The sequence below is a fragment of the Chitinophaga filiformis genome (genome assembly GCF_021646545.1).
In the GTDB taxonomy this organism is placed as follows: Bacteria; Bacteroidota; Bacteroidia; order Chitinophagales; family Chitinophagaceae; genus Chitinophaga; species Chitinophaga filiformis_A.
In genome coordinates, this window is record NZ_JAKIRP010000004.1 from 194,096 (window position 1) to 220,534 (window position 26,439).

The 26,439-nt window shown below is 47.2% G+C and carries 25 protein-coding genes; 14 read left to right on the forward strand and 11 right to left on the reverse strand.

Features of this window, described 5'->3' with window-relative positions; translation table 11 throughout:
• Positions 1–10: 10 nt before the first annotated feature.
• The 9 genes from L3C95_RS13115 to L3C95_RS13155 form a co-directional block, all read right to left on the reverse strand.
• Positions 11–271: a phosphopantetheine-binding protein gene (locus tag L3C95_RS13115; RefSeq protein WP_236388180.1), complete on the reverse strand. Its 261-nt coding sequence runs from the start codon at positions 269–271 to the stop codon at positions 11–13.
• 134 nt (positions 272–405) lie between these two features.
• Positions 406–1,692 carry an ABC transporter permease gene (locus L3C95_RS13120; RefSeq protein WP_236388187.1) on the reverse strand — a complete coding sequence of 429 codons (1,287 nt, stop codon included), beginning with the start codon at positions 1,690–1,692 and terminating at the stop codon, positions 406–408.
• Between the two features lie 10 nt (positions 1,693–1,702).
• Positions 1,703–2,449, reverse strand: coding sequence for an ABC transporter ATP-binding protein (locus L3C95_RS13125; protein WP_236388196.1), 747 nt, complete (start codon positions 2,447–2,449; stop codon positions 1,703–1,705).
• The gene (locus L3C95_RS13130; protein WP_236388204.1) at positions 2,449–3,474 is read right to left on the reverse strand and encodes a BtrH N-terminal domain-containing protein; all 1,026 of its coding nucleotides are present in this window, start codon (positions 3,472–3,474) and stop codon (positions 2,449–2,451) included. The genes L3C95_RS13125 and L3C95_RS13130 overlap by 1 nt, the downstream gene beginning before the upstream one ends.
• Positions 3,475–3,534: 60 nt before the next feature.
• Complete coding sequence (locus tag L3C95_RS13135; RefSeq protein ID WP_236388219.1) at positions 3,535–3,933, reverse strand: hypothetical protein; 399 nt, start codon at positions 3,931–3,933, stop codon at positions 3,535–3,537.
• 179 nt (positions 3,934–4,112) lie between these two features.
• A complete protein-coding gene (locus tag L3C95_RS13140; protein WP_236388230.1) occupies positions 4,113–5,249 on the reverse strand; it encodes a beta-ketoacyl-ACP synthase III in 1,137 nt (378 codons plus the stop codon).
• A gap of 363 nt (positions 5,250–5,612) precedes the next feature.
• Positions 5,613–6,533, reverse strand: a complete 921-nt coding sequence (locus L3C95_RS13145) for a hypothetical protein (protein ID WP_236388232.1) — start codon at positions 6,531–6,533, stop codon at positions 5,613–5,615.
• 661 nt (positions 6,534–7,194) lie between these two features.
• On the reverse strand, positions 7,195–7,863 hold the full coding sequence (locus L3C95_RS13150) for a class I SAM-dependent methyltransferase (protein ID WP_236388242.1): 669 nt from the start codon (positions 7,861–7,863) through the stop codon (positions 7,195–7,197).
• 66 nt (positions 7,864–7,929) lie between these two features.
• Positions 7,930–8,646, reverse strand: coding sequence for a head GIN domain-containing protein (locus L3C95_RS13155; protein WP_236388244.1), 717 nt, complete (start codon positions 8,644–8,646; stop codon positions 7,930–7,932).
• 134 nt (positions 8,647–8,780) lie between these two features.
• On the opposite strand from L3C95_RS13155, the gene guaA reads away from it, so the two are divergent.
• The 5 genes from guaA (at position 8,781) to L3C95_RS13180 (ending at position 15,143) form a co-directional block, all read left to right on the forward strand.
• A complete protein-coding gene (gene guaA / locus L3C95_RS13160) occupies positions 8,781–10,319 on the forward strand; it encodes a glutamine-hydrolyzing GMP synthase (RefSeq protein ID WP_236388246.1) in 1,539 nt (512 codons plus the stop codon).
• Positions 10,320–10,433: 114 nt separating this feature from the next.
• Complete coding sequence (locus tag L3C95_RS13165; protein ID WP_236388248.1) at positions 10,434–11,759, forward strand: ABC transporter substrate-binding protein; 1,326 nt, start codon at positions 10,434–10,436, stop codon at positions 11,757–11,759.
• A 140-nt stretch (positions 11,760–11,899) separates the two neighbouring features.
• Positions 11,900–12,925: a ligase-associated DNA damage response exonuclease gene (locus L3C95_RS13170; RefSeq protein WP_236388250.1), complete on the forward strand. Its 1,026-nt coding sequence runs from the start codon at positions 11,900–11,902 to the stop codon at positions 12,923–12,925.
• Between the two features lie 40 nt (positions 12,926–12,965).
• Positions 12,966–14,555, forward strand: coding sequence for an ATP-dependent DNA ligase (locus tag L3C95_RS13175; protein ID WP_236388252.1), 1,590 nt, complete (start codon positions 12,966–12,968; stop codon positions 14,553–14,555).
• 84 nt (positions 14,556–14,639) lie between these two features.
• A complete protein-coding gene (locus tag L3C95_RS13180; RefSeq protein ID WP_236388254.1) occupies positions 14,640–15,143 on the forward strand; it encodes an Lrp/AsnC family transcriptional regulator in 504 nt (167 codons plus the stop codon).
• A 5-nt stretch (positions 15,144–15,148) separates the two neighbouring features.
• On the opposite strand, the gene L3C95_RS13185 is transcribed toward L3C95_RS13180, so the two are convergent.
• Positions 15,149–15,736, reverse strand: a complete 588-nt coding sequence (locus L3C95_RS13185; RefSeq protein WP_236388257.1) for a hypothetical protein — start codon at positions 15,734–15,736, stop codon at positions 15,149–15,151.
• 71 nt (positions 15,737–15,807) lie between these two features.
• Between L3C95_RS13185 and L3C95_RS13190 the strand changes: the two genes are divergently transcribed.
• From L3C95_RS13190 to L3C95_RS13225, 8 genes are all read left to right on the forward strand, one after another.
• On the forward strand, positions 15,808–16,851 hold the full coding sequence (locus L3C95_RS13190; protein ID WP_236388259.1) for an LD-carboxypeptidase: 1,044 nt from the start codon (positions 15,808–15,810) through the stop codon (positions 16,849–16,851).
• A gap of 108 nt (positions 16,852–16,959) precedes the next feature.
• The gene (locus L3C95_RS13195; RefSeq protein WP_236388261.1) at positions 16,960–17,727 is read left to right on the forward strand and encodes a MerR family transcriptional regulator; all 768 of its coding nucleotides are present in this window, start codon (positions 16,960–16,962) and stop codon (positions 17,725–17,727) included.
• A 169-nt stretch (positions 17,728–17,896) separates the two neighbouring features.
• Positions 17,897–18,577: a hypothetical protein gene (locus L3C95_RS13200; RefSeq protein ID WP_236388262.1), complete on the forward strand. Its 681-nt coding sequence runs from the start codon at positions 17,897–17,899 to the stop codon at positions 18,575–18,577.
• Positions 18,578–18,714: 137 nt separating this feature from the next.
• A complete protein-coding gene (locus tag L3C95_RS13205) occupies positions 18,715–19,431 on the forward strand; it encodes a hypothetical protein (RefSeq protein WP_236388265.1) in 717 nt (238 codons plus the stop codon).
• Positions 19,432–19,440: 9 nt separating this feature from the next.
• Entirely contained in the window at positions 19,441–20,145 is a 705-nt protein-coding gene (locus L3C95_RS13210) for a hypothetical protein (RefSeq protein ID WP_236388266.1), read from the forward strand.
• A 239-nt stretch (positions 20,146–20,384) separates the two neighbouring features.
• Positions 20,385–22,847 (forward strand): ligase-associated DNA damage response DEXH box helicase, encoded by a 2,463-nt coding sequence (locus L3C95_RS13215; RefSeq protein WP_236388268.1) that lies wholly within the window; start codon positions 20,385–20,387, stop codon positions 22,845–22,847.
• Between the two features lie 33 nt (positions 22,848–22,880).
• Positions 22,881–23,528 (forward strand): ligase-associated DNA damage response endonuclease PdeM, encoded by a 648-nt coding sequence (gene pdeM, locus L3C95_RS13220; protein ID WP_236388270.1) that lies wholly within the window; start codon positions 22,881–22,883, stop codon positions 23,526–23,528.
• Positions 23,528–24,427: a histone deacetylase gene (locus L3C95_RS13225; protein WP_236388271.1), complete on the forward strand. Its 900-nt coding sequence runs from the start codon at positions 23,528–23,530 to the stop codon at positions 24,425–24,427. The genes pdeM and L3C95_RS13225 overlap by 1 nt, the downstream gene beginning before the upstream one ends.
• A gap of 622 nt (positions 24,428–25,049) precedes the next feature.
• Here the strand turns inward: L3C95_RS13225 and L3C95_RS13230 are convergent.
• A complete protein-coding gene (locus L3C95_RS13230; protein WP_199653190.1) occupies positions 25,050–25,802 on the reverse strand; it encodes an XRE family transcriptional regulator in 753 nt (250 codons plus the stop codon).
• 111 nt (positions 25,803–25,913) lie between these two features.
• Here L3C95_RS13230 and L3C95_RS13235 point away from each other — a divergent pair, with 111 nt between their 5' ends.
• A complete protein-coding gene (locus L3C95_RS13235; protein ID WP_236388272.1) occupies positions 25,914–26,381 on the forward strand; it encodes a hypothetical protein in 468 nt (155 codons plus the stop codon).
• Positions 26,382–26,439 lie beyond the last annotated feature (58 nt).

Below are 26,439 nucleotides of genomic sequence, written 5' to 3' on the forward strand. Positions count from 1 at the left end.
GGATTGCTACTTACGCAGGTTGTTGTTTGGACTGAATGAATTCTGCCATAGATTGAACAGACTGTAATATTTTTCTTCCTTCGCGGGGATCTTCTACTTTGATCTGGTAATGCCTTTCCAGCAACACCATCAGCTCAAGGGAGTCAATGCTGTCGAGGCCCAGACCATCACCAAACAAAGGTGCATTGTCATCAATATCTTCAGGACGTGTGTCCTGCAGGTTCAACGCCTCAATAATCTGAACTTTCAATTTCTGTTTTAATTCTTCCATAGTATTGTTGCAGGTTTATATCCCCTTTCGTTTATCCCGGGAGCCTGGCCACCATTCGCAATTTTCACGCCAGGTGGCCGTAAAAATACAGTTTTACCTCCAATAGTCAATGCGCTCACACTTAACCCATTCCCTTAGCTGAGCCGCCTTTTCTCTATCACTGCTGCGATACACAATAAGCCTACCGCAAATAACACCAGCTTGCCCATATGCCCCCAGATATGCCCTACGCCCACATTGCGCAGATAAATATCATTGATGGCATCCAGGCCCCAGCTAAGCGGCGACAGGTGACCAATGAACTGCATATGCGATGGCATAATTTCCAATGGTATCCAGATACCGCCAATGGCAGACAGGATAACAATGGATATAGCACCAAAATTCAACGCCTGGTTGGGTGTTTTGAACACGGTACCCACCAATATGCCATAAGATGTAGACGCTAAACCGATCCCTACCGCTACAATGAATGCCGCCAGCAGGCTTTGTCCCAGCATCAGTTTGGGCAATCCCAACAGTGGCAACAGGTAAATACCTACCTGCATCATCAGGTAGAACTGCACCACACATACCGCTACAAAAAACAACATCTTACCCGTCAGAACCGCCAGGTAAGAACCCGGTATCAGCTTCATTCTCAGCAGACTGCCATCTTCCCTTTCCCTGATCATATTGCCCGCAATAGGAATCACGATAAAGAACATAGCAAAGATGCTCCATGCCGGCACATTGTGCTGCACAGAATTGGATATTACGTCTATCTCCTGTGATGGCCCCGTCAGCTGTTCTTTCAGTCCTACAGCCTTGAGCTGTATCACCATAGAATCGCTTTCCGGAACATCCTTTCTTCTTAGCTGTTGTTTGATCCTTTCCAGCAGCAGGTCTGTTTCCACCTGCGTCAGGAAATTATCCAGGGCCTGATGAATAGCGCTTTTGAAGGCTTTCTTCGAAGCAGGATCAAAATAAACGGTCACATTCAGTGAGTCTTTACGGCTGCTTACAGGCAATACACCAGGCATGCCCATACGCTTCGAAATATCATTAACGATCTTGTTCGCATTGCTCACAATAGCGCCGGTAGCACCTTGAGGAATGATGATGCAGATCTTGTATTCACCTTCATTCACCAGGTCCCTGGCCTGTTGTTCCGTAATGGGCTGGCCTTTCATCGAATCTATCACCCGGAACTGCGCACTGTATTCCAATCCTTCCCTGATATATTTTCCCAGGCGGCCATGATCATTATCCACGGTCAGGATGTCAAATCTCAACTCCTGGTAATCACGGAAAGGCGCATCCTCTATCATAGCCATTACGGTGATCAATACCACCGGCATGGCAAATAACAGCGTCAGCCCTGTCCTGTCGCGCAACAGTAATAACCATTCTTTTCGTATAGTAGCCAGTAGTCGTAACATCCGGTTTTTATTAATCTCTCAATGCGTGTCCGGTATAATGCAGGAACACGTCTTCCAGGTTGCGGCATTCAGGATGCCTTGCAATCAGCTCAGTGGTGCCGCCTTGTACTACTGCTTTGCCTTCATCTATGATGGCTACTTCCTGGCAGAGGGTCTGTGCCTCGTCCAGCAGATGCGAAGTGTATACGATGCTTACGCCCTGCCGGTTATAGTCACGAAGGAACTGCAGTATCATACTGCGCGATTGTACATCCACACCAGCTGTAGGCTCGTCCAGCACCAGCAGCTGCGGCTGATGTAAGATGGCGGCAATGATATTGGTACGGCGTTTCATACCACCTGAAAAATGCCTTACCTGTTTACCACCGTTCTTTTCCAGCCCGAATATCTGCAGGTATTCGTCAATACGGCTGCGCAAAGATTTGCCCTTCAGTCCATACAGGTTGCCGAAGTATTCCAGGTTTTCAACAGCAGTAAGATGGGGAAATAATGCGATCTGCTGGGGCACAATACCTATCAGCCCTTTAATGGCTTCCCGGTTCATGGCATTCTGCGGCAGATCAAAGATCTGTACCTGCCCTGCATCTGCTTTTATCAAACCACAGAGGATGGAAATAGTAGTAGTTTTACCAGCACCATTAGGTCCCAGCAGGCCCACGATGGACCCTTTCGGAAAACTAAAGCTCAGGCCTTTCAATGATGGTTCCAGCGCTCCCTTATATGTTTTGTGCAGGTCCTGCACCAGAATGCTGGTCATTATAATTTTACTTTCGACAATTTACGGAATAACACTTCTTCTTCTGCCGCGCATTGCATCAGCATTTCACTCAGTTCCGCATACGATACATTATTCACACTTCTGCTCTTACATACCCTGCCTGCATTGAAGGCAAAGTTGCGCCACGTATCTCCGATGCTGGTCAGCTCTGCTGAGATCTCTGCCAGTTCATCCCGTTTCAGAATACCTGCTGATTCCTGTAAAAAGGCAGCATACATAAAGCGGAAACCAGCACCACCGGTGCCGATCTCCTCCTGCATACGAATGATATTACCCAGATATAACACTGCTTTCCTGTCGCCCACCTTTTCAGGATAATGCTTCAACCGTTTCGCCAGAAAACGCATACCCTTTACACCGAAAAATGGCAGGGGAATATGCAACATATCGCTGCATGCCTGTTTGATACCATCACGTATAGGTTGCTCCAGCGATACCTTCTTAGGTACTTCTACCGGATAATACATCTTTCCTTTCGGAGCAGGGAACCCTTTAGCAAAGCGGGCCTCTGCGAGACTCGCGGGGTCTATCTGCGTAACCGTCTCCATGATCGGATCACTGATACGGTAGTTGTCTCCATCCTTTCCGAATGCCACCAGGTTGTGGGCATTGAAATGGAAACGATATGCCGGCGGAAAATAAGGCAGGTAATATACACTGGATAGCAGTCCCACGGGCTTACCTGTTTCCAGCACACGGTCCAGCGCTTCCATACCTTTCTGCGGACTGGAAAAGGTCTGTGACTCCATTTTAACCCCCAGGCGTTTGCACACTCTCTTGAATATTGCACCCGGCACCACGCGGTAAGTTGTACCCGGCACCCCGTTCACCTTCATGAAAGGCAGGTGTCCAAAGAAAATACCGGCTCCTATACCAAACGCCATCGGCTCACTGATGTGCAAACCGTAATGGCGGAAGATATTTGAAATAACCCCACTCTCGCAATGGGCGGTTTGCTCGTGGTTGAACTGAATATCACTCATAACTTCCAGTACCTCATCCATTTGGATATAATTTATTGAAGACCTTCAGGAATTGGTCCTGCAGGGTCTCTCTACACTTGATTATTTGATATTTTTCAATTCCTGCACACTGACCTTAAATGCCGCGGCATACTTGCGCAACATTTTATCGCTCAGCTGATTAAAAATGGCTGGTTTCATATGGCGTTTTACCTGCCACTGGAACTTACCTACATAACTGGCCAGTAATGGCAGGTCCATGATGGTCTTTTCCATGTAGTATACTACCGGACTGACTTCACCAGCTATTACCTGCGCCCTGGCTTTTTCCACACGTTCATTGATCTCTTCCCACGCCTGCTTCATCGCTACATTCTCAGGCTCCCAGCCTACGCTGGTTACCGGTACATATTGACCCGCATTGTCGGTGGCATAAAACAACTGTTTGAAAGTACCTTCATGCATGTTGTCACCATCCTGGGGAACTTCCTCTTTTTTCATGTGTATTATGTTTGAGCCAAATTTACATTTATATTATATATCATATACTAAAAAAGAAAGGAGCTTACGCCCCTTCTTAATTATTTAAGGATCAGGAATTAATATTGGATGCTCTTCATCAAACTCAACAACGCCATTGGAATTAACCTGTTCATCTGCCCAAACATCCAATCCGCTTCCTACACCACAGTAATATGTGCGTAAGCATATGAGAATCTTGCACTCTCAGGCACCATCATTACTATGGTCTGCCCTTTTTTCAGCATATTATTATTCATCAGCTCTTCCAGCATGAAATAAGGAGATGCTGTACCTACATTACCTACACGGGTCAGGTTGGTAAACCATTTTTCCTGCGGAATAGGTACTCCCAGACGGGTGATCTCTTCATCGATTTTGAAACGGAAGAATTCGGAAGACAGGTGTGGCAGGAAATAATCCAGTTTATCGAGGTCAATATTATGACGCTCTACCAGCTCCTTCCACATTTTAGCGCCGGACGGAACAATGTTCTTACCCAGCAGGCGGGTATCCTGTTTGAAAGAGAATACACTATGCTGTGCCCACTCTTCCGGTGTCATATCGATCCAGCCTTTGGTGGAACCGTCTTCATTCTTGATGGAACCGGCATACATACAAGTCTCCAGTTCATGTGCATAAGAAGCTATTTCAACCCAGTCTACGCGCAGGGACAGACCAGTTTCATTCGGTTTATCCTGGAACAGGGCTGCGCTGGCGCCATCAGAGAGCATCCAACGAAGAAAATCCTTTTCAAAGGCGATGATCGGGTTGTCTTCCAGCTGTTTCAGGTTCTCGGTTTCGGGCTGGAATTTTTCTGCCAGCATCCAACTGGAGAATTTCTCAGAACCGGTACTTACCGCATTGCTGGTATTACCGCATTTAATAGACATCCAGGCGTATTTGAAAGCCTGCATGCCTGCAGCACAGGCGCCTGTGGCTGCTATTAATTCTACCGGCTGGCATTTCAGCAACCCATGCACCATAGCCGCATGGTTAGGCAGCAGCTGATCGGGTGAAGTTGTACCACATGCCAGCAACTGCATTTTGCTGATAGGGAATTTATCATCAAACAGATTGTTTACAGCCGCGGCTGTCATTTCAGCGTTCGAATGAGTCGATTTTCCTTCTTTATCCAGTGAATAATAACGTGTTTTGATCTTATTATTTCCCAGAATTCTCAGCCGGGCGCGGGAAGGCTTTCCATCCACCATGCCCAAAATGTTTTCCATTTCATCATTCCCTACAGGCTCATTTGGCAAAAATTTAGATAGCCTTGTAATATAAACTTCCTTCATTTGAAATAGATTCCTGTTTTTTTAGTTGATGCCCATCCTCCTTTAAAGACTGGCTATTGATTTACAATGGTATGTTATCAGTGCAAACGCGTGGCCTTTCGTTCAGACAGGTCATGTCCCCATTACGTATGTTACATTTGGTTATATGAATGTCCGGCTGGCCCTTCCCAAATCCTGCTAATGCTGGCAAATCATCCCCGTTTACTTGTTACATGAAATGTCCGATTTGCCCCTCTTCATCCTTTTGAAATACACAAACGCCCGTAAATATAGAATACTCTACGGATATTACCGTAAAACAGTCAAGTACATGTTGTCCCGGATAATAGTCACATGATAAGTATTAAATGACAACGGCTGGGCTTAGCGCAGATGTATGCCTTTATAGTATTCTACATCCTGCTGCAGCTGTTTCTTATTTAACGCCAGCTTGAAAACAGATGTTATTTTGGCTATAGGCGATAATACAAAAATACCGATTAGCAGCAATCCTCTGTACATTGTTACTCTTCCCTGGCGTTCTGGTGCTCCCGGACCTCCTTTGGCGCTGATGAACTTCGACCAGTAACGGAAAGCTCTGATACCCCGGCCTTCCAGCAAGATCAGGTTAGGTAACAGGTCTATCGCCCCCAATTCCAGCAGTTGTGGCTGCAATGCATCCCACTGCCTGGTTTCCAGCACTTTAGCTATCGGCTCAGCGAACCGGACTGATTCAATGATATCTTTCTCCTGTACACCTGCCGGTGGTAACAGGGCTGTTGCTTCTTTTTTTCCTTTGAATTGCCATCTCAGTACCGTGATCAGCGCTACCAGGTTTGGAGAAGTATCTTTCAGTACAATATTGCCAACCAGTTTCGCTCCTGCCTTCTGCAAATATTCCTTCACTCTTTCCTGTGCGTTCAGCCACATATTGCGGCAGCCCATCAATGTAATAACAGGTTTGCCTTTCAGCAGGCGGCCTGCTATCTCACTCTGCAAAAATGCTGCCGTAGGTTGAGATGGAGACAGGAACCAGGGTTGGTAAGCCAGTACAACGAGATCAAAATGCTCATCCGGATTCACCTTTAGCGGCTGAATACCTCTTGGACGTCCTAACACTGTTTCCGGCATTGTATCATAAAAAACCTGCTTTTTCCATGGGAACTCAAATGGTTGCAATGGTTTCAATTCTTCATATACAATGGTTGCTTTATCCTGTAAAGGGCCAAGCACTGTATCGATGATTCTTTTCAGTTGTCCCGTTTGCGTATAATATACAACCAGGATCTTAGGTCGTTCAATCATAAAAGGAATAGGAGGTTCAACAATATTGAAGCCGTAAACTTACGAAAAACAATATTAGCCAAAGGATATTTTTTTGTTATATGAATAGTGGTCGTTAATAAACGCTTGTTCAATATCAGGGAATATCCGGCCGCATGAATGACTGATCGCTTGTTCTATCGGGGTTCGTACATGGGCTGCGCCTTCCTGTTCCGTCATCCCGGCTCACACATATCTTCCCGGTACCAATCCGGTACCAACGGTGTACCAATGGCTTCATCTTATGTTCATCTTACGTTCAAAACGTAGGATGAACATAAGATGAGGCCATTGGTACACCGTTGGTACCGAATACATACTATATTGCTACGCTATCGGACTAGCCCCAGGTCAATTTTCTCATTTAATGCCATTGCACGCATTCCTTTAAAAGAAAACGCCTGCGGAAAGCGTATTACTTTCCCGCAGGCGTGTATATATCTTTTTGCCGTACCTGTAAGGCCGTTACCCTCACCTAAACGGCACCAATAATCGTAATTTTCAACTCCATCTAGTGCCTTAGCCAGGTACTGCCATATCCTCTGCATTTGTTTACAGCAGTACCGTGGCCAAAGGACTTAATGACTTGTTTAACAGGTACAAAGATGCTGTTTTGTTCAATAACATAACTGTTAAAGAGAACTTAAAATTTTATTCCGCGTAAACAAATGTTCTCTAACTCCACCATCGTACTGCCGTCACCTGACATTCTGGGCGCCTCCATCCTTGTCTGCACCTCGATATCCCGGAATCCATTCGCTTCCAGCAATGCTTTGGCCTCTTCTGCACTATATAAGGTAAAGCCATGGGCGCTGAAAGGCAATTGCTGCATGGTTTCTTTAGAACGAATACCCAGTAACAGCTGTCCTCCGGTATCCAATACACGATGTATCGCTTTAAGCGCCACGACAGGTTCGTCCCAGAAATACAATACGTTCACCGCAAAGACCTTCGTGAAGGCTCCTGCTGCAAAAGGCATGTCTTCTGTTTTGCCCAGCTGTAACGTTACGCTGCCATCTGAAATACGGGCCTCATTTTCCCGGGTAGCTTGCGTTACCATTGTTTCAGACATATCAAGACCGGTGTACCGGATCGCGTTCTCCCTTTCAAAGAGCGCCGGAATGAAATGCCCGTTCCCAAACCCGATTTCCAGTATCCGGTCGCCAGGTTTTATGGCCAGGAAATCCAACACCATTTGGTAAAGCGCCGCGTTCGACTTATTCATCGCAAAACCCACCTTTATCCCATCTTCACCTTCCGGCCGGCGTAACTGGCTGGCAACCTCTCCGGCAGTCATTGCTGGCTTCTCCATATCAGTTATCTGTTTACGTAGCTTAAAATAATCCTGAATTATATTATTGCCCGAACGGCCGGGGTATCAGCCCTTACGCACGGAGCCTGAACCGGCGATCCTGGAGCTTACTTCGGGACTGCCTTTATATCTTACATCGCCGGAACCTGCGATCTTCGCTTCCAGTTTCACGCTGGCATGTACGTCTACGTTACCGCTACCGGCAATAGATACCCGGGCGTTTTCTGAGTGCAGGTCACCGCCCTCAAAGTTACCACTGCCTGCCAGGCTTATTTCCAGGTCTTTGGTTTCACCGGTCAGCTTTATATTACCGGATCCGGCCGAAGAAGCCTCTATTTCCGGGCTATTCACTGTCCCGTCAATATTACCGCTGCCGGACAATTTCACACGTACCCCATCGCTGTTCTGCAGCGTATTGGTAATATGTATGTTGCCGGAACCGGCGAGTGACAGGGAATTTACATCAGGAGCAGTCAGTTTTATCCTGATCCCTTTATTTGTTTTTACGGAGATATGGTCTTTCAGGTCCACTACCAGTTCACTTCCATGTACTTCCAGCCGCACATACTGCATGATGTTATCTTCAGCTTCCACTACTGCTGCCTGAGCAGGGCCCTGGGTGAATTCTACATCCATAGATCCTTTCAGCACTACTTTCTCATAATCTCCCACGGTACGGGTCTGTGTTGTCACGTTGCCGCTGCCATTAACGCGTTGGCCGTTGCAACTGTATTGGGAAGCAATCAATAGTGTAATAGCAGAAAAACAAATGATCTTTTTCATAAGGGTAATGTTTGTTTGGGTTGTAAAATGGCGATTTATACACATGTATATTACGAATATAAGAACAATCATCTATAGACTATTCCCATTTTCGGACTTGGGATTTCATATTTGGCCTTTATCTTTGCACCACCATGACAGAAAAGATACTTATACTAGACTTTGGCTCTCAATATACGCAGCTGATCGCACGCAGTATCAGGGAGTTGAACATTTATTGCGAAATCAAGCCTTGTCTTCAGCCGGTACAATGGGATGATACAATAAAAGGCATTATTCTCTCCGGTAGTCCGTTTTCAGTGAACGATGCCGGTGCACCAACCGTTGACATAGCTGCCATGGCGGCAAAAGTTCCTGTACTGGGTGTTTGCTACGGCGCCCAGCTCACAGCAAAGGTATTTGGGGGTGAAGTAGCCAAAAGCTCCATCCGCGAATATGGCCGCGCGTTTATGGATCATGAGAACAAGGAAGAAAAGCTCCTGTATGATATCTCTTCCCGCAGCCAGGTATGGATGAGCCATTCAGACACCATCGTGCGTATGCCCGAAGGATTTGAGATCATCGCCCATACTGATAACATCCCGGTGGCAGCCTTCAAATCAGAGACCGTAGCCAAACACCCGATCCTGGGCCTGCAGTTCCACCCGGAAGTGACCCATTCGCTGGAGGGTAAACAACTGCTCCGCAACTTCCTGGTACACATCTGCGGATGTAAACAGGACTGGACACCAGCAGCATTTGTTCAGGAAACCATCGAAAAGATCAAGGCGCAGGTAGGCGACAAAAAAGTAATAATGGCGCTCAGCGGTGGCGTAGACTCTACCGTGGCTGCCGAACTGATACACAAAGCAATAGGAAGTAACCTGTATTGTATATTCGTTGATAACGGCCTGCTCCGTAAGAACGAATTCGAAACCGTACTGGACTCCTACAAGCACATGGGCCTGAACGTAAAGGGCGTGAACGCCAAAGATCTCTTCTACGGAGAACTGAAAGGCGTGACCGATCCTGAGAAAAAACGTAAGATCATTGGCCGTCTCTTCATCGAAGTATTCCAGCAGGAAGCTAACCAGCTGAAAGATATCTCCTTCCTCGGTCAGGGTACCATTTACCCTGACGTGATAGAATCCGTTTCTGTAAATGGTCCTTCTGTTACCATTAAATCCCATCACAATGTAGGCGGTCTGCCTGAGAAGATGAATATGGGACTGGTAGAGCCTTTGCGTTTCCTCTTCAAAGACGAGGTTAGACGTGTAGGCCGTGAAATAGGCATCAGCGACATCTTCCTGGGCCGTCATCCTTTCCCTGGTCCGGGTCTGGCTATCCGCATCCTGGGTGAGATCACCCCTGAGAAAGTAGCCATGTTGCAGGAAGCAGACGCCGTATATATCGACGGACTGCGTGAAGCAGAGCTGTACGACAAAGTATGGCAGGCGGGTACCATCCTGCTGCCGGTACAGAGCGTAGGCGTAATGGGAGACGAAAGAACCTATGAATTCACTGTAGCCCTTCGTGCAGTAACCTCGGTTGACGGTATGACCGCCGACTGGGCACACCTGCCATATGAATTCCTGGCTAAGATGTCGAATGATATTATCAATAAAGTGAAAGGTATTAATCGTGTGGTATACGACATCAGCTCCAAGCCACCGGCTACTATCGAATGGGAATAATTCCTTTCGCCGTGAGTAGAAACGCTTAACGCTGAGCACTTTATACATTTGCACCTCAGTGTTAAGCGTTTCTTGTTCAACGCCTGGGAACGATTTTTGTAATTAATCATCGCTATGAGTAAATCCAAAATATGCAGTCTGATGGTCACTGCATGTGCACTGACCATTCTGCTGTCTGCCTGTTCACTGTTCAAAAGCAGTAGCAGCAGCACCCCGACTGCTCCACCAACAACTGTCACAAAGCCTAAAGAGGAAGAAAAGAAGAAGGATGAGAAAAAGAATGATGAAAAAGCAGCCCCTTTCAATGTACCGGCATTTGCCCGCGAAGTGAAAAAAAGCGCTTACAACATTGCACTCTTTGCTCCCCTGTATCTTGACTCCGTTTTCACAAATGGTACAGAACTTTCCGGCCGCACGCTGCCTCGTTACGTATTGCCTGGTCTTGATTTTTACGAAGGCGCTCAGCTGGCGCTCGACAGCCTGCAACAGCAAGGTGTAAAGCTCAATGTACATGTATATGACAGTAAATCCAGAGCGAACAGCATCAGCAACCTGACAAGGAATAAATTACTGGATAGCGTAGACCTCATTATAGCAGCGGTAAGCGCTCCGGAGATACAGGAACTCAGCAACGTAGCCCGTCAGAAAGAGGTTAACCTGGTATCTGCCACTTATCCAAATGATGGTGGTATCACCGCCAACCCTTTCCTGCTGATCACCAACAGCATGCTCCGCACACATGGAGAAGCCCTTCAGCGCTATCTGCAGGAAACATTTGCCACTAAGAACATCCTGCTGTTCCATCGTAACAGTGCCTTCGAGAAACGCCTTGCAGCCGATTTCAAGGCCGACTACGAGAAAATGCAGAATCCGAAGAAATCACACATCCGGGAAGTGATCTGGAGCGATGCGATGACAGATGGAGAATTGTCCCAGTTCCTGCTGACCGACAGGCCTAACCTCTGTATCATTACCGCGCTGGATGAGACCAATGCAAAGGCCATCCTGCGTAAGCTCAGCGTACAGACCGGCACTTATCCTATCCAGATTTATGGTATGCCTACCTGGGATATCATGAAGTTTAAAGAGCCTGAGTTTAAGGATATGCAGATCTACTACACCTCTCCCTACTTCAATGATAAGACCAACGCATACAGCCGCTATATCACAGATTATTTCAAGCGCATCTACAAATCCCGTCCGTCAGACATGGCCTTTAAAGGCTTTGAGCTGACCTGGTATTTCGTGAAACAGCTGACTGATAAAGGCGTCTACTTCAACGGTAGCCTGAACGATCCTTCGAAAAAAGTGTTCAATAATCTCAATTATCAGCCGGTATACCTGAAAGATGGCGCCACCATGCCTGATTATTTTGAGAATAAGAACATCAACATCATACAAAAGAACGATAGCAGTGATGTAAGGATGAATTTCCAGTAAATATTACTGTTGTTTCTGCAACGTAAAGAGGGTGTCAATTACAACGGCACCCTCTTTGTTTTTCTACCCTTTCTCGCGGATATCAAAATAATATCAGCATCCCCCCTCATCACGCATGATAATTGTATACTTTGCTTTATATGCAGGTATTACAGTTTACGGACAAGGGCATTTACTGCCCTGCAGGCGATTTCTACATCGATCCCTGGCAACCCGTGGAACGGGCTGTCATTACCCACGCCCATTCCGACCATGCCCGGTATGGCAACAAACATTATCTCTGCCATCATGATAGCGTCCCTCTTCTACAGCTAAGGCTAGGGCAGGATATCAGTGTACAGGGCGTCGCCTTCGGAGAAACCATCCGCTATAATGGCGTCACCATATCCCTCCACCCTGCCGGGCATATTATCGGATCGGCACAGGTACGGGTACAGCAGGAAAACGAAGTGTGGGTGTTCAGCGGTGACTATAAAGTGGAAAACGATGGCATTTCAGGACAGTTTGAGCCTGTTCCCTGCAATACCTTCATTACGGAATGCACCTTCGGCCTTCCTATCTACAATTGGCAGCCCCAGGGCCTTATCTTCAGCAATATCCGGCAGTGGATACAGGACAACCAGGCGGCCGGCAAGAACAGCGTGCTGCTGGGCTACAGCCTCGGAAAAGCCCAGCGCTTGTTGCACAACCTGCGCGACGTGACAACACAGATCTGGACGCATGGGGCCATCTACATCCCCCACCAGCTGCTGCGGGAGAAGGGCTGGGACCTACCGGAGATCCATCGTGTTACGCCGGAAACCCCGGCATCGGCTTATAAGAACAACCTGATCATTGGCCCGCCGTCCGCAGCAGATAGTTTCTGGATGCGGCGTTTCAATCCGTACGCCCTGGGCGTGTGCAGCGGGTGGATGCAGGTACGGGGACATATGCGCCGTCGTAATGCGGACGCAGGCTTTGCTTTGTCAGACCATGCCGACTGGACAGGCCTGTTACAGGCAGTGAAAGCTACCGGCGCTGAGAAGGTATATACTACCCATGGCTTCAGCAGCGCTTTTGCCCGTTACCTGACTGAAAACGGGATTCCGGCACAGGAAGTAAAGACAGAATACGGCGACATGGACGAGGAAGCTGGGATGCCGGATACCATCACTAATGATCAATAAAGCCTGGGATACCATCACTAATGATCAATAAAGCCTGGTTATGAAAGAATTTGCCGCACTCATAAAAGTATTGAGCAACAGTACCAAGACCAATGAAAAACTGGATGCGCTAAGCCGCTACCTGGCGGCTGCAGATGCTCCTGACCGCCTCTGGGTGCTGGCACTGTTCACCGGCCGGCGTCCCAAACGAACCGTCAATGCCACCCAGCTTAGCACCTGGTGTCTGCAAATGACAGGTCTGCCCGCCTGGTTGTATGAAGAGTGTTATCATACCGTGGGAGATCTGGCGGAGACCATTGCCCTCCTGCTGCCGCCAGGTAAAAGCCTCTCTGCCCACCCTTTGCATTACTGGATAGAACAACTCTTACAACTTCAAAATGCAGACGAAGCCACCAAACAGACCTTCATCCTCAGGGCCTGGGAAGAACTGGATACCAGTGAAAGATTTGTGTTCAATAAACTGATCACCGGTGGTTTCCGCATCGGCGTATCCCAGCAAACCATGGTGAATGCGCTGTCCAACACCTACAATATCCCCGCTGCTACCGTCTCCCATATGATCAGCGGGAACTGGGACCCGCAGCAGACCACCATAGAGGCCCTGCTCAGCGAGAACATCACAGAAGCTGATGCCTCCAAGCCTTTTCCTTTTTATCTAGCCTATGCCCTGGAAGGCGATCCTTCGGAGTTAGGCACTCCCGAACAATGGCAGGCGGAATGGAAGTGGGACGGTATCCGCGGACAGATCATCAAACGTAACGGACAACTGTTCGTATGGTCGCGCGGAGAAGAGCTTATTACCGAAAAGTTCCCTGAATATCAGCCCTTGCTGGACATACTTCCGGAGGGTACCGTACTGGATGGAGAGATCCTCACTTTTGCCAATGGGGCGCCCCTGCCCTTTCAGACGCTGCAGACCCGCATCGGACGGAAGAACGTGACCCGCAAACAATTGCAGGAGGCCCCGGTGGCCTTCCTCAGTTATGATCTGCTGGAATGGGAAGGTCAGGATATACGTACAACCGCACTGCAGGAACGTCGCTTACTTTTGGAGAAGGTAGTGGAGCAGATCAATCACCCGGCCCTTCGGTTGTCGCCGGCTATTACTTTCCACGACTGGGATGAACTGGCCCGTTTCCGGCTGCAGGCCAGGGAAAAAGGCAGCGAAGGACTGATGCTGAAGAAACGGGATTCCGTGTATCAGGTGGGCCGTAAACGCGGAGACTGGTGGAAATGGAAGATAGACCCGCTTACCATTGATGCAGTGATGATCTATGCCCAGAAAGGACATGGACGCCGTTCAAATCTGTATACCGACTATACCTTCGCCGTCAGGGACGGAGATCAGCTGGTATCGTTTACGAAGGCCTATTCCGGCCTGACAGACAAAGAGATCGGCGAGGTGGATAACTGGGTGAAAAAGAACTCATTGGAGAAATTCGGTCCGGTCAGGACGGTGAAACCCGAACTCGTATTTGAGATCGGCTTTGAAGGAATTGCAGCCTCCAACAGGCATAAGTCAGGCGTGGCACTCCGTTTTCCCCGCATCCTCCGCTGGCGGAAAGACAAACCGCTCTCAGAGATCAATACGCTGGAAGATTTACAGCAGCTACTGCGAACACATAAATAATAAGGAATTTTGAAGGAATATTGAAGCGAATTAGTATATTGTACTTAATTTTGCTTTTGAAACGGAACATTATTCTATACTGACATGAATAACCTGGGAAATAACAAAAAAGAAAACGCAACTGAAAACATTGCGCTGGATGAAAAGGATATCGCTATCCTCCAGTTGCTGGAAGAAGATGCCAAGATGACCATCCGCGATCTGGCAGCAAAACTGAACCTGAGCGCCACTCCCGTTTATGAACGTATTCGTAAAATGGAACAGGCAGGCGTTATCAGGCAGTATGCCGCCATCGTTGATCCCAGTAAGATTGACAAAGCCCTCACCGTGTTATGTTATATCTCCCTGAAAGAGCATGGTAAAAAAGCAGGCACCAAATTTATCAAAGAGATCACCTCTTTCCCGGAAGTGATGGAATGTCTCAACATTTCAGGCCAGTTTGATTTCATGCTGAAGGTGCAGGTGAAAGACATGCTTGCCTATCATGAGTTCAATGTAAATAAACTGGGTGAACTGGATAATATTCGTCACATGGAAAGTGTGTTCGTGATGTCAGTGATCAAGGCTACACACAGGGTGGTATACTAAGCTGCTTACAACTTTTTTAATCCCTCATACCCGGGAAAGAGAATATAGGTATTGATATCTTCTCCCTGAGGATGTACAGTAATGGCTGTACATAGCTGTTTACCACCTTTTACCGTCGTCATTTCAAATGCGATACCTTCTTTACGCACATCGTACAGTGTGATCTTCCTGCCTTTCAGTTTATCCTGATACTGTGCCACGACCTTGATAGCGGGAAATAGTTTTTTCACTTCGATATAAGAGCTGCCTACCCTCAGTCCTTTCTCCGTTGTAAAGGAAGATGTGTTTACACGGATCTGTTTCACCACCATTGCTTCCTTACCGCTTGTTTCTTCTCTAACGGAATAAACAGCCAGGTATCTGCTGGAATCGATGGCTTTATCTTTTTTGTGGCTGTACCAGATGCTCCATGCTTTTCCCATAGCAGCGTCTCCGCCATCAGCGGGACCTAACATAGCAGCCATATCATCTGCGGTAGCGCCTATTTTTGTATTTCCGATATATTGACCCGGTTCTATTCTCCAGGCTGTCTGTGCCATTGCCGGTGCTATCATCAGCAGAAGTGCTGCCCCCAAAAAGTAAAGGTGTTTCATGGTATATTCTTTATACAAAGAAAGACAAAAAACACGCCATATCGCTTATAAATTATGCTTACATTAATGTTATGAATCGTAAACACTTCCTGTCAGCACTGGCCACTACAGCAGGACTCACCACATTACCGGCGCTCACCCGTTTACAACAGGCCGCCGCTGCCCTGCAACCCTATGAAGAACGATTATTGATCCCGCCGTACCTCAGGCCCGGCGATACTATTGGCATTACGTGTCCTGCCGGACACATTACCCTGGAAGAGATAAAGCCTGCCATCAGCATCATGCAAAGCTGGGGTTTTAAAATACGTGTAGGCAGCACTGTTAATAAGACTGACTTCAGCTTCGGAGGCACTGACCAGGAACGCCGGCAGGATATGCAGGAAATGCTGGACGAACCCTCCATCAAAGCAATCATGTGCGCCCGCGGTGGTTATGGGAGCGCACGTATCGTAGATCAGCTGGACTTCTCCCGCTTTGCTCAACAACCAAAATGGATCATCGGCTTTAGTGATATTACGGTACTGCATTGTCATATTAATCGCCTGTATGGCATTGCTACCTTGCATTCAAAGATGTGTAACAGTTTTCCTGATGATTTCAGTAAGGCTGAACCTATCGTACAACAAACCATTTCTTCTATCAGGGATGCGTTGTCAGGTCAGCAACTGCACTATACCACTTTCTCCGATTCCCGCAACCGTACAGGCACTGCAAAGGGAGTGCTTGTGGGGGGTAATCTTTCAATGATCCAGAGTGTGCTTGCTACCAATTCGGAACTGGATACTATCGGCAAAATCCTTTTCCTCGAGGAAGTAGGTGAATACCTTTATAGCCTTGACCGCATGTTCAACAGCCTTCAGCGCGCACATAAACTGGATAATGTCGCAGGATTGATCATCGGTGGTTTTAACCGCATCAAACCCGATGATCCCGGAGAAGAATTTGGCAGGACAGTGTATGACATTGTGATGGAGAAAGTGAAGGATTTTAATTACCCGGTGTGCTTCGGCTTTCCTGTGGGACATCAGAAAGATAATTATGCGTTGAAATGTGGTGTTATGCATCAACTGACGGTGGGACAGCAGGAGGTGACGCTGGATGAGTTGCGGTAATGATGTGTGGTAATCATAACACCGGTTGGTACAGCACAAAAAAATCTGGTAAAACACTTGACTCTTACCTTACGTCATAGGTTATGTTTGTATCTCAAAGTATCGATCATGGAACATTATGCTGTAAAAAAGCTGGCAAAGTTGGCAGGTGTAAGTGTGCGCACCTTACACCTGTATGACCAAATGGGGTTGCTGACGCCTTCCATCCGTACGGAAGCCAGGTACCGGCTGTATGGAAAGAAGGAACTGCTACGGCTTCAACAGATATTGTTTTACCGGGAACTTGATATTCCATTAAAAGAGATCAGGGAAATACTGGATGATCCGGCATTTGATCTTGTACAGGCACTGGAAAACCATAAAGCAGCGCTGCGTGCAAAACAGGAACGGATCAGTACATTGATCGATACAATAGATAAAACATTGTATCACTTAAAAAACAAAACTATGCTTGAGGTAGAAGAACTATATGACGGATTATCACCAGAGAAAATAGCCGAATATAGAGAGCAGGCGATGAATCGCTGGGGCAAAGACAGGGTACTGAAAGGAGAAGACATACTGCGTAAACTCAGTAAAGAGGAAGTGAATGAGATGAAGCAGGAGCTGGATACGGTTACAAAACAATTACTGGCTTCCAGCGAAAAAGATCCTTTCAGCCAGGAAGTACAAACATTGATCGCACGACATTGTAAAATGATCACAAAATTCAGTGGAAGAACGGAAGAACAGGGCCTCCGGGATTACTACAAAGGCCTCGGAGAACTCTATCTTTCAGACGGACGGTATACGAAAGTAAATGGCGAAGAAAATCCGGCTTTTGCACAATTCATGCAAAAGGCGATGAAACATTTTGCTGAGACGATGTTGGAATAAATGCGAAAAGTTTCTCGTGATTATTCTGATAGGTATTGAGGTATAAAATGAATTAGGGCTCAGATTTTCTGAGCCCTAATTTCCTTACCTGATTACGTTTCCACGAAGGAAAGAGGCTTTACCAGGCCTGTATGCCAACAAAGATAGTATTTTTTCCGAAATTGCTTAAATGAAAATAGCTTTAAGAAATCAATATCTTTCAACACAACGTTTTAGCAGATACCTTATCGCTACGGGAAATAATAACAGAAGAGCAAAAAGACTATATGCTGCCAACATAAGGCTAGCACAGGCTTTTCACCCGATGTTAAGTCAATTGGAGGTTGTCTTCAGAAATGCCCTCAATGCGACATTATCTGCATATTTTAACGATCCTGATTGGATAATTAATCAAAAAAATGGGTTTATGAGCCATCCCTCGCTAGCCCGATCAAAATTTTTCTTACGTAGCTGTATTCAGAAAACTGAATACCATCTGCAGAACAGATCGATTCCGGTTACGGCAGGAAAAATAATATCCGATCAAATGTTTGGCTTCTGGGCCGCTTTCTTCGTTCCACACCATTATACCTTGATACGTGGACAACCGATTTACGTTTTTCCTAATAAACCAGCGAAGGAAACCAGAGCGAGTATTCATCAGAAACTGGAAGAAATAAAGAACTACAGAAATCGCATGAATCATTGTGAGCCGCTTTGCTTCAATGCCAACACGGTCGATTGTACTAACGCTTTAGCAATAAGGTCCATGATATATGAGCTAATAGAATGGATAGATCCCGAACTGAAAGGTTATTTTCAAAGTATAGATACTATCCAATCGAAAACAGCACGGATTATGTTAATATAAATCACCATCATTTTGATCTCGCTATAATCTCGAAAGTACTCCCCCTCATACCAGATTGTCAACCTGCCCCATGTCACTAATTTCACATTTGTTTTTACTCTCCCCTCTTCTTATCTTACACGAGCCAATCCCAGACCATGAAAGCATATATATCTGTACTAATACTCTGCATCGCAATCCTTATATCCTGTAAAAAAGATGACAATACTCATGTCATGCGGGAAGGGACCTACACCAACAACAGCCTTGCCACTGCCGGCCCAATCACGTTGTACGTCGGTAATAAAACTATCACTGAAAAGACATTTATTCACAACTTCCTGGAAAGAAGGATCAACAGCTGGCTGACGGATAGTACTTTCAGAGAACAACCAGGCATCAACACGCCGTTTATTTTCACTTCCGTAACCATTCGGGGTGACTTTGCGTACTACACACTCGATCCGGGCAACAGCTATGAGGACACTTTCCGCATCAACGCACTTTCTGCCAATACCAGACTGCTTGTGGCCAATACGGAATCTATCATAAAGCCTACAGTAACAGGAGAATTAAGTTGTGCGAACGTCGCAAAGTATGTACGCCGTAATCCTCCAACATATGCATGTAGTTATTTCAATTATCCGGATAGCTACTGCACCGGCCGTAAACAGCTGCAGCTGAATGTGGAGGATGATCATCTGGTGATACCTGTGCTGACATACTACTTCGCCCGCCCTATCGCTCCGGGCATTATTTGCCATACGTACGAGCGTTATATCAGCGACGATTTCAACAAAGATATTCTCAGTAAATTACGATCAGAAGATACACTCGCTGTACAAACCTATTTTGTAAAACTCTATAAGCAATAATCCTTCAATATGAAATCATCCTTGTTACTAATATGTGTGCTGTTGCTTTGCTTTGGCTGTGGAGATGATGATGTGGCAACTTACCCGACCGGCAATTATGAAAGCGCGGCTAATATCAAAAACGATCCTGTAACGCTTTATACTAAAGATAAAATCATTACAGACGTCAACTTCATTCAGGCATATCTCGAACGCCACCCGTTCTATGGATCCTTTGATCTGACAGCTGGCACGGCAGAATCAGCCATTCAGGTGGTATTTGATAACCGGGTTTCCGACAGTGTCTATTTCAGGTCAGTTTCTGAGGGTAATGCACGTGAACTGATCTTTAACCAGGTTTATTATGAGAACAACGCTGCCATATTACTAGGCCGCGACAGTCTGCCGGTAGCTGCAGCCGATGATGGTGAATTGAGCTGTTCAAATGTGGGTATACGCATTCGCCGGCATCCGATGCTTACCTATTGTTTCCCCTCAGTACCCTGGAATCCATTGACCTGCAAAGGCAGATATCAAATGCCGGTAGTGATGGAGGGAGGTCATCTTACTCTTCCGATCATCAGCTATCAATTCTACAGCAGGACCGCAACTACATCTTGTGCTGTGTCAGAAAGATATGCGTTTGGTAGTTTCAATGCAGATGCGTTAAAAACGATACATACACAGGATACGCTGGTGGTGCAGACAAGGATGTTAACGTTGGAAAGGAAATAATCCGGCACCACCGGTAATTATTGATCTCCCAATCCTCCACGATCTGGATATTTCATATAGTAGACTGTTCTCTGTTTCAGAAAGCTTATCAAACCCTTTCTGCAAATAGGATTCTATTACGATCATTGCGATAAGATACTGGAAGTTCGTTTCAATTTTCATACAGGAATCTAAAGTCAGGCAAATGTACGTTGCCGGGACATTGACATATCCCCGCTTTTCCCTAATTTCATTACCCAATGAAAAACAAAGCGCGCGGATGGCAAGTGATAACAGAATGGCTCGCTGCACATGACAGAAAGCCTTTTGCTTTCCAGGAAGAAGCCTGGGAGCATTACCTGCAAGGCAGATCAGGCCTTGTAAACGCCCCTACCGGTTACGGTAAAACCTTCTCTCTCTTCCTTGCCGTGGTGATAGACTGGATCAATAAACACCCAAAGGATTATCAGCAGAAAACGAAGAACGGCCTGCAAATGATGTGGATCACTCCGCTACGCGCACTGGCAAAAGATATTGCCCGCGCAATGGAGGAAGTGCTGCAGGAACTTAATATGTCCTGGCAGGTAGGTATACGCAGCGGGGATACTCCCATTTCTACCCGCCAGCAGCAAAAGAAACAGATGCCGGAGATATTGATCATCACGCCGGAAAGCCTGCACCTGCTGATGGGACAGAAAGAATATGCAAAGGTATTCACACATCTCACAACGGTTGTAGCGGATGAATGGCATGAATTGCTGGGCAGCAAACGTGGTGTTATGGTGGAACTGGGTCTCAGCAGGCTCCGGGGACTGGCAAAAAAAGCAGGACGCCCTGCCCTGAAAGTATGGGGCATATCTGCTACTATCGGTAACCTGGAGGAAGCGCTGGATGTACTACTGGGGCAGCCAGATGCGGAAGCGGTAATTGTACGCGCCAAACTCGGTAAGAAAATAGAACTGAAAAGCATCCTGCCGGATGAGATCGAAAAATACCCCTGGGCTGGTCACTTAGGTACAAGGTTGCTGTACAAAGCCCTGCCAGTGATCCTCAACAGCCAGACCACCCTTATATTCACTAACGTCCGCTCACAGACAGAGATCTGGTACCAGGAAATATTACGCCAATGCCCCGAACTGGCGGGCGCTATTGCCCTGCACCATGGATCTATTGATGCGGAGCTACGCGTATGGGTGGAAGAAGCGCTGCACACGGGTGTATTGAAAGCAGTGGTCTGCACGTCCAGTCTTGACCTGGGTGTGGATTTCAGGCCAGTAGATACGGTGATACAAGTGGGCAGTCCGAAAGGGGTAGCCCGCTTCCTGCAAAGGGCCGGCAGAAGCGGTCACCAGCCCGGCGCTACCAGTAAGATCTGGTTCCTGCCTACGCACAGCCTGGAACTGGTGGAAGCAGCTGCCCTGAAGGCGGCTATGGAAGAACAGCTGGTGGAAAGCCGCCTGCCTGTTTTACTCGCCTTTGATGTACTCCTGCAATACCTGATGACACTCGGCATTTCTGACGGTTTTCATGCGCCTGAAATATGGGAAGAGGTGACCGGTACTTTCTGCTTCCGCGATATGACGGAAGATGAATGGGGCTGGATATTGTCTTTCCTCTCTACCGGTGGAGAAGCACTGTACAGCTACGATGAGTTCAAAAAACTGGAAAGAGAGGGCGACTTCTTCATCTGCCGCAGCCGTATGCTGGCCATGCGGCATCGCCTGCATATCGGCACCATCGTCAGTGATGCGATGCTGAAAGTGAAGTTCATGAGTGGAGGATTTATCGGTATGATCGAAGAATGGTTCGTTGCCCGCCTGCAACCAGGCGATGCTTTCAGCCTGGGCGGCCGTACCCTGGAGTTTGTGATGATAAAGGACATGACGGTGCTCGTACGGAAATCGAACGCTAAGCGGGCCATTGTGCCCAGCTGGATGGGAGGAAGACTCCCTCTCTCCGCCAATCTCGGGAAGATATTACGCCGCACCTACAACGAGGCATTATCCGGCAAGTCGGATATGCCGGAGATTAAAATATTACAACCGCTATTCGACCTGCAGGAACAATTGTCGCACGTCCCAACGGACAATCAGTTGCTGATTGAAATGATCCATACCCGCGACGGTTACCATATGTTCGTCTACCCTTTCGAAGGACGCCTGGTACATGAGGTGATGGCCGCCCTGCTGGCTTACCGGATCAGTAAACGTCAGCCTATTACCTTTTCCATGGCAATGAACGATTATGGCTTCGAACTGCTTTCCGATCAGCCGATCCCTGTCAGCGATGGCGATGTGCATGATCTGTTCTCCCTTGACAACCTGAGTAACGATCTGCAGGCGAGTGTGAACTCGACTGAAATGGCCCGCCGCAAGTTCAGGGACATTGCCGTCATTGCGGGTCTTATATTCCAGGGTTATCCGGGCAAGCATAAAGCCAGCCGCCACCTGCAATCGTCCGCCTCCCTGCTGTTCAATGTGTTCAGGGATTACGATCCGCAGAACCTGTTATTGCGGCAGGCCTTTAACGAGGCATTCTTCTACCAGATGGAAGAAGCCCGCCTGCGCGAAAGCCTGGAGCGTATTTACAACAGCGATATTATTATTACGGCTCCCGAAGCGCTGACACCTTTCTGTTTTCCGATCAAGGTAGACAGTCTCCGGGAGGAACTGACCAGTGAAAAACTGGAAGACAGGATCAAAAAAATGCGTCCACAGATATAGTTTGGGAGAGATACAGTAGTTTTACCGGAGATTATGGAGGAAGTGATTTACAGACACCAGGACCAGACCTGGCATTTATCGGCCCACAGGGCTATTTTCTGGAAAGAAGAACAGGCGCTGATCGTCTCTGACCTGCACCTGGGTAAATCCGCCCATTTCAGGAAAGCAGGAATAGCTGTTCCTGCCAACATCGGGCAGGACGACCTCTATCGCCTGCAGTTGCTTATTACAGCTTATAATCCCTCCCAGATCATCATTGTAGGAGATATGTTCCATAGCCGGGAGAACAATGATGTACCTTACTTTAAACTCTGGCGGCAGCAATTTGCACATATCCGTTTTAAACTGGTAAAAGGTAATCATGATATATTACCGGCCGCTACTTACGAAGCGCTGAATGTTGAAGTGTTTGATACGCTTATCATCCGCGATATTCATTTCATACATGAGCCCTGTTCAGAAGAGGATGCAGCGGGTTATACTTTCTCCGGGCATTTACATCCGGGGATCGTTGTTGCCGGCGCCGGAAGACAGCGTTTACGCCTGCCCTGTTTCTACTTTGGAAGACATTGCAGCATATTGCCCGCTTTCGGGCGTTTTACGGGCCTCGCCATGCTGGAACCTGATCCAGATGAGGCAGTATTCGTTATCGCTGAAAACAGCATTCTAAAAGTCAATTAATGCTGGTTGCCTACGATCCTATATATGCACACCCATTGCCGGAAGGTCACCGGTTCCCTATGGTGAAGTACGAGCTTATTCCGGCGCAGTTATTACGGGAAGGTGTGATCACGGACAAACAGATACATACGCCGGCTCCGCTGGATGAAGCGACTATCCTGCTCACCCATACTCTGGGATACTGGCACAAACTACAGCACCAGACATTGTCAGATAAGGAGCAACGCCGTATTGGCCTCCCACAATCACCAGCATTGACATTACGTGAGACCGTGATCTGCCAGGGAACAATAGACTGTGCGCTGCATGCACTGGATGATGGCGTGGGATTGAACGTGGCAGGCGGCACACATCATGCCTTCGCTGATCATGGGGAAGGTTTCTGTCTGCTGAATGATTTTGCTGTTGCGTCGAATTATCTGCTGCAGCGAAAGCTGGTAAAACAGGTGCTGATCATCGACCTGGATGTACATCAGGGAAATGGCACTGCTGCCTTATTTGCCGGCAGACCGGATGTATATACGTTCAGTATGCACGGTGCGCATAACTATCCATTTCACAAAGAAACGTCCGACTGGGATGTACCCCTACCCGATGGTATGCATGACGGTGACTATCTCCGTACACTACGCGACTGCCTGCCCGTACTGATTGATAAGGTAAAACCCGACTTTGTATTTTATTTATCAGGAGTGGATATTCTGCAAACTGACCGTTATGGTAAGCTGAAGGTCACGTTACACGGTTGCAGAGAGCGGGATGAGCTGGTGTTTCAGACGATGAAGCAACATAATATTCCTTGCGCCGTAGCGATGGGCGGAGGGTATTCAACACATATCAGGGATATTGTCAATGCGCATTGTAATACGTTCAGAGCAGCGGCGGAGATATTTGGTTAATACCAATCGCTTTGGTAAGCTCCGTCAGGAGCGATGTGTTTGTAGCCCTGAATTTCAACCGGCGAAATGAACGCGGTGCCCCCGGAATCTGGTAACCAAAACAAAACATCAATCAACCCCGATAGGGGTTGTGTGTTTGTAGCCCGGGGTTTCAACCCCGGGAACGAGGGTTTCAACCCCGGGAAACGAACGCGGTCCCACGAAAATCCGGTAACCAAAACAAAACATCAATCAACCCCGATAGGGGTTGTGTGTTTGTAGCCCGGGGTTTCAACCCCGGGAACGAGCGTTTCAACCCCCAGGAAACGAACGCGGTCCACGAAAATCCGGTAACCAAAACAAAACATCGATCAACCCCGATAGGGGTTGTGTGTTTGTAGCCCGGGGTTTCAACCCCGGGGACGCAGGTTTCACCCCCGGGGATAAACGCGGTGGGCGTCATGCACAATATTAGTAACGCATATTTTAATATGGGGCCGTATAACACAACAACAATATCATCATCGATACAATCATCTCATTCACCTCGACAATCTAACGGGGAATTAACAACACAATAACGTCCCTGCCGCTATCTACATACAGCATTCCTCTATACAACAACAATGTCTTTGTATTAATCTTAATCCTTGATCCTCTTCTTCAGCATGCTCACCTGATCTTGCAGATGGCTCACCATATCAGCCAGATGATTTACGCTCAGACGGCTTTGCTGGCCGGTCTTGCTGATGACCGCATCTGACTGCCACAGTTCCAGCACTTCATCCATGCCAACGGCATAAGGCTCATATTGCGGATTATCCGACACCAGTGTGATCTTTCCTTTAGTGCGGTTGCTTTTGAGCACACGTTTATAAACAATGCCTTCACGACTGGTCACTACCACATAGGCTTCATTGTTACGGATCTCTTCCCAGCCATCTACTTTATGGCAAACGATCACTGATCCGGAAGGAGTAGGTAACATAGAATCTCCTGCGATCTCGAACGCCCTGTAGCTGCCTGCGCCCATCATAGGCAATGTGAAAGTGTTCAGTTCTTCAATAAATTCGTCATCGTTGTAGCCTGCCAGATATCCCGCCGCAGCTTTTACGGGTACGAACTCTATCTGCTGACGGTCATTCGCCATCTTCTGCTGTCTGCGTTTTTCAAGGAAACTCTCTTTCTGGGAACCTACATCACGACGTAATAAGTCGTCAATGGATATACGGAACATGTCACTGACCAGTTCGAGCACCTCCGTGCGGGGTTCTGCACGTTCTTCTTCGTAAGCGCCCAACAGGGAACGTTTGATCCCTAATTTATCAGCAAACTCCTGCTGCGTCCAGCCTTTCTGCTTGCGCAGGAATTTTAAATTGCGGCATACTACTGACATAATCTAAATAATTTAGTACGTTACTAACAAAATTAGCATATAATTTTTATAATTACCAAATATATTCCGGTCAGCTTAACTTATTTTTGCCCGTAAATCCAACTCAATATTATGCATAACACGTTGTTAATTATTCACTCGCTGCTAAGGTGGGCAATCGTACTGACAGGATTATGGGCCGTGATCCGTGCATTGAAGGGCGTTAGCGGTAAGACACCTTATACCGGCGCTGATAAAAAAGCAGGTCTTTTCTTCATGATCTTTCTTGATATACAGTTACTGGTAGGTTTATTACTTTATTTCGTTACCAGCGCACTGGGACTGAAAGCATTCCAGACAATGGGCGGTGGCGTCATGAAAGAGTCTTATTACCGTTACTTCGCAGTTGAACATGTATTTGTCGCTATCGTTGCCATTGCACTTGTACACATCGGACGTGCAAAAGTGAAGAAAACAACGCTGGATGCACAGAAACATAAAACATCTCTGATATTCTTTGCTATTGCGTTAATCCTGCTGGCTTCACGTATTCCATGGCCAGGTACATTCGCCGGTGCAGGTAGAGGTTGGCTGTGGTAATAGCAAGACCAATTGCATTATAAAAGTGAAGGGGGATGTAACAAATAAGGGAACATCC